The organism is Streptomyces sp. NPDC002055, assembly GCF_040296705.1.
Classification (GTDB): Bacteria; Actinomycetota; Actinomycetes; order Streptomycetales; family Streptomycetaceae; genus Streptomyces.
In genome coordinates this window covers 1-3,996 of the sequence record NZ_JBEOXS010000129.1, presented here as the reverse complement: position 1 = coordinate 3,996, position 3,996 = coordinate 1, and the positions used below count along the sequence as shown (strand labels likewise).

Annotated in this window: 3 protein-coding genes and 1 pseudogene; 1 reads left to right on the top strand and 3 read right to left on the bottom strand. The window is 73.9% G+C overall.

The annotated features are described in order from the left end of the window. Positions 1–96, top strand: a pseudogene (locus tag ABT112_RS34790) (helix-turn-helix domain-containing protein); the annotation flags it as partial. A 114-nt stretch (positions 97–210) separates the two neighbouring features. Here ABT112_RS34790 and ABT112_RS34785 read toward each other — a convergent pair. The 3 genes from ABT112_RS34785 to ABT112_RS34775 all read right to left on the bottom strand — a co-directional run bounded on the left by ABT112_RS34785 (position 211) and on the right by ABT112_RS34775 (position 3,344). Continuing rightward, complete coding sequence (locus ABT112_RS34785) at positions 211–1,674, bottom strand: SulP family inorganic anion transporter (RefSeq protein WP_351515791.1); 1,464 nt, start codon at positions 1,672–1,674, stop codon at positions 211–213. 88 nt (positions 1,675–1,762) lie between these two features. Next, the gene (locus ABT112_RS34780) at positions 1,763–2,380 is read right to left on the bottom strand and encodes a carbonic anhydrase (RefSeq protein WP_351515790.1); all 618 of its coding nucleotides are present in this window, start codon (positions 2,378–2,380) and stop codon (positions 1,763–1,765) included. A 334-nt stretch (positions 2,381–2,714) separates the two neighbouring features. Next, positions 2,715–3,344, bottom strand: coding sequence for a hypothetical protein (locus ABT112_RS34775; RefSeq protein ID WP_351515789.1), 630 nt, complete (start codon positions 3,342–3,344; stop codon positions 2,715–2,717). Positions 3,345–3,996 lie beyond the last annotated feature (652 nt).

Here is a 3,996-nt window from a genome sequence, read left to right as displayed (position 1 = left end):
GAGCTGGCCGCCGCGCACGGCATCACCCCACCCGAGGTGTCGCGGCACATCGCGGTCCTGCGGAAGGCCGGGCTGATCACCACCCGGCGTCGGGGTGTCGGGCCGTCGGCCCGGCGGAGCAACGGTCCTTCAGCGGGCTGAGGTTCCGCTGCCGGGGCCTCTCCGCCCGCCAGCAATCACCGGCCGGGGCCCTGAGGCAGCCTCACGGTGTCAGGCCGCGCCCACCGGCTCCGGGATGATGTGAGCCTGCGGCTCGGTGCGATTGTGCCGTTCGGTCCAGGCCGCCAGGGCCGTGGTGCACGCGTGGTCGATGTGCCGGACGCCGGACAGGTCGAGTTCGACCGGCCGGTCCGACGGCAGGGCTTCCAGCGCGTCGAGGATCACCGGCAGCCGCAGGAAGGTGGCATTGCCGCTGAGGGCGACCCGGATGGGGCCGGAGCCGCCGTCGTGCCTCCGGATCCGCAGGTGCGAGGTCTCCCAGGCCGACTTGGCCACCGAGAGCGCCAGGCCGATCAGCACGCCTTCGAACATGCCGGCCAGGACGATGGCGAGCGCGGTGACGATCAGGACCGCGGTCTCGGAGCGGTGCTCCCGCCACATGCTGCGGACCCGGCCCAGCGGCAGCAGCTTCCAGCCCGCGTGGACCAGGACACCGGCCAGTGCCGCGACGGGGATGACGGCGAGGACGAAGGGGAGCAGCGCCGCGAACAGCAGCAGCCACACGCCGTGCAGGACCCGGGACGCCTTGGTCCGCGCACCGGCGTGGACGTTCGCCGAGCTGCGGACGATGACCGCGGTCATCGGCAGCGCACCGAGCACCCCGCACAGGGTGTTGCCCACGCCCTGGGCCATCAGCTCCTTGTCGTAGTCCGTCCGCGGACCGTTGTGCAGCCGGTCCACCGCCGCGGCGCTGAACAGGCTCTCCGCCGAGGCGATCAGGGTGAAGGCGAGCACGGTGCCGAGCACCCCGGCCTGCGCCAACTGTCCGAAGTCGCCCGGGCTCACCGGGTGGACGGAGGCGAGCAGCCCGTGGACCTGGACCTTCTTGACGTCCGGGGCGAAGAGCAGCGAGGCACCGGTGGCCAGCACGACGGCCACCAGCGGGCCCGGTACCGCCCGCAGCGGCCGCGGCACCCGCCGCCACAGCACCATGACCGCGATCGTTCCCGCGCCGAGCGCGAGCGCGGCCAGGGCCTGCGGGGAGTGGAACAGCCCGGCCACGAGGCCCGGAAGGCCGGTGATCTTGCCCAGTCCGCTGGTGGGCGCGGTCCGGTCGGCCAGGGCGTACAGCTGGCCCGCGATGATCACCAGCCCCACGCCGGCGAGCATCCCCTCCACCACGGAGACGGACACCGCCCGGAACCAGCGCCCCATCCGCAAGGCCCCCAGCAGCACTTGGAGCAGGCCGGCGGCCACCACGATGACGGCGAGGGCCGCGACACCGTAGGTCTTGACGGCCTCGAAGACCAGCACGGTCAGCCCGGCCGCGGGGCCGCTGACCTGGAGACTGCTGCCGGGCAGCATCCCCACCACCAGGCCGCCGACGATGCCGGTGATCAGGCCCGCCTCCGCGGGCAGGCCGGAGGCCACGGCGACGCCGACACACAGCGGGAGGGCGACCAGGAAGACGACGACGGATGCGCCGAGGTCGCGTCCGAAGGCAGGAGGGAACATCAGAACCTTTCGTGGGGCGGAACAGGCGAAGCAGGAGCGGCGCCGGGGGCCGGCGGCGCGGTGGAACGGCGGCGTGGGGCGCCGCGGGTCACAGGGGCGCGAAGCCGCTCCGTCCGGCGCGGTGGGCGGTGACGCGGCCGGTGTGGACCTCGTAGCACCAGCCGTGGATCCGCAGCGGGCGGTCCGCCGCCCGTGCCGCGATGCAGGGGTACCCCCGCAGCCGCTCGATCTGGGTCAGGACGTGCTCCTGGACGGCCTCGACGATGGCGTCGTCCGGCGCGCGGCCGTCGTCCGGCCCGGGGCCCGCACCCGGCGCAGGGCCCGCGCCGCGGGGCACCGGTTCGTTCCGCAGCAGGCTCTGCAGGGCCGGTACGGAGGTCAGGTCGTCGCCGCGCAGCAGCGCCCCGACGGCCCCGCAGTGCGAATGGCCGCACACCACGATGTGCTCGACGCCGAGGACCTCGACGGCGTACTCGATCGTCGCCGCCTCACCCGAGCGCCGGGCCGGATCGTAGGGCGGAACGATGCCGCCCGCGGTGCGGAGTTCGAACAGGTCGCCGGGTCCGGCACCGGTGATGAGCGACGGAATGACCCGTGAGTCCGAGCAGGTGAGGAAGAGGGCCTGGGGTGACTGCCCGTGCGCGAGGTGGGTGAACTCCTCGGCCCGGGCTCCGAGTTTCCTGGCGTGATCCATCAGTGACTGCACGTCGGCCGGCTCCCTGGTTCTGACGGCGGGTGGGACGGGCCGCCGGTGTGCTCCGGCGACCGTGGCGATCACCGTGCCAAAGGCCACCTGAAGCCCACCTGAATCCGTCGCCCGGTGACGATGGGAGCGGTCGGCCGCCGTCCGGGCCACCTGCCCTTCCCTCGGCGGCGCCTTCCCTCCGTCGTCGTCACCCCGGGCGGGGCGGGCGCTTCGCGGCGCCCGTGGCCGCACCGCTCCCCGCCCGCTCCGCCTCCGTCGCCCTCCCCCGGCCCCGCGCCCGCCCCGGTGGGCGCGCCCGGCGGCCCGGAGGGTGGACCGAGACCGCTGGTCCGCCTCAGTCCACCCTCTGGTCGCCGTCGGGCAGATCCTCGACGGTGACCTTCGCCGACGGCTGCGCGAGCCCGTCCGCCACCGCCCGGGCCAGGCCCTCGGGGTCGGGCCCGGCCGGCAGAGGCACCTGCTCGCCCTCCGCATAGCTCTCGATCGCCCGGGTGAAGTAGCTCGGCTCCCAGGCACCGACGGCGCCCCGGACCTCCACCGCGCGTACCGCCCGCGCTCCGGTCCGGTCCTTGACCGCGGCCAGGATCCGGTCCGACCGGTACTCCCCCGGCACCTGGAACAGGCTGGCGTGCGCGCCGACCTTCGTACCGTCCGCGAGCCGAACGGTCACCGTCAGGCAGGAGGTGACGCTCGGGTAGAGGAGTGTGCCGCCCGGCCGCACCTCGCCGACCTGCCCCTCGGTGAGCCTGAGGGGGGAGGTCACGGGAGGCACCGCCGCCGGTGTCCGCTCGGAGCCGGGCCCCGGCGCGCCGACCGACGACGGCACCCCACTGTCCGGGAGGTCACGGCTGCCCGGGAGGTCACGGCTGTCCGTGATGCCGCTCGTGAACGCCATCCGGGCCGGAGCCGCGGCGGCGGACGCGGCGCCGGTAGCGAGGACGAGCAGCGCGGCAACGGGTAACACGACCGCCCCGGCCCCCACCGACCACCGCGACCGACCCGCACATTGTATTCGGGTTGTCGTCTCAGCCATCCGCTGACTTCTCATCATCACGCCGTCCCTCACTCACTCTCGTTGTGTTCGTGCTCAGGACAGGCCATTATCCGTGGGGCGAATCCACCACCCGAGGCGCCAACATCTCCGGGCACTCTCCCAGCAGGACGCCTTCCCGAACAGGGCGCTTCCCCGAGCAGGCATTCCCGAGCGGGCGCTACCGGCCGGAAACGTCGTCCGGTCCCTCCGGCGGGACGCGGTACCGGAGATCGAGTCGCACCTCCTCCGCGTCCAGGACGGCTTGGACGCGGAGGAGGACGGTGTCGTCGAGCGCCGTTCCTGACGGAGCGATTCAGACGTGTCCGCGCCTCGCCGCTCCCGCCGAGCGACACCCACGCCGACGCCGCGACACCCACGCCGACGCCGCGCCGGGCGCGGGCCGACCGAACCTCCGCTCCAGGCGGACCGGGCCCGTCCATGGCTGGGACCGGCGCCTATCACCCGGAAGGCCCGCCCCCGGCCAACGGGGCGGTTTCTAGCGGTCGTCGCAACACGTGGTCGTGTTGATTAGGCCGTGAGCAGTTTATGCAGGCGCTCGGCTGGGGTTTCCCAGCCGAGCGTT

Bases quoted from the DNA above. Each gene is read 5' to 3' on its own strand.
- ABT112_RS34785 (WP_351515791.1), bottom strand. From the start codon at position 1,674: ATGTTCCCTCCTGCCTTCGGACGCGACCTCGGCGCATCCGTCGTCGTC.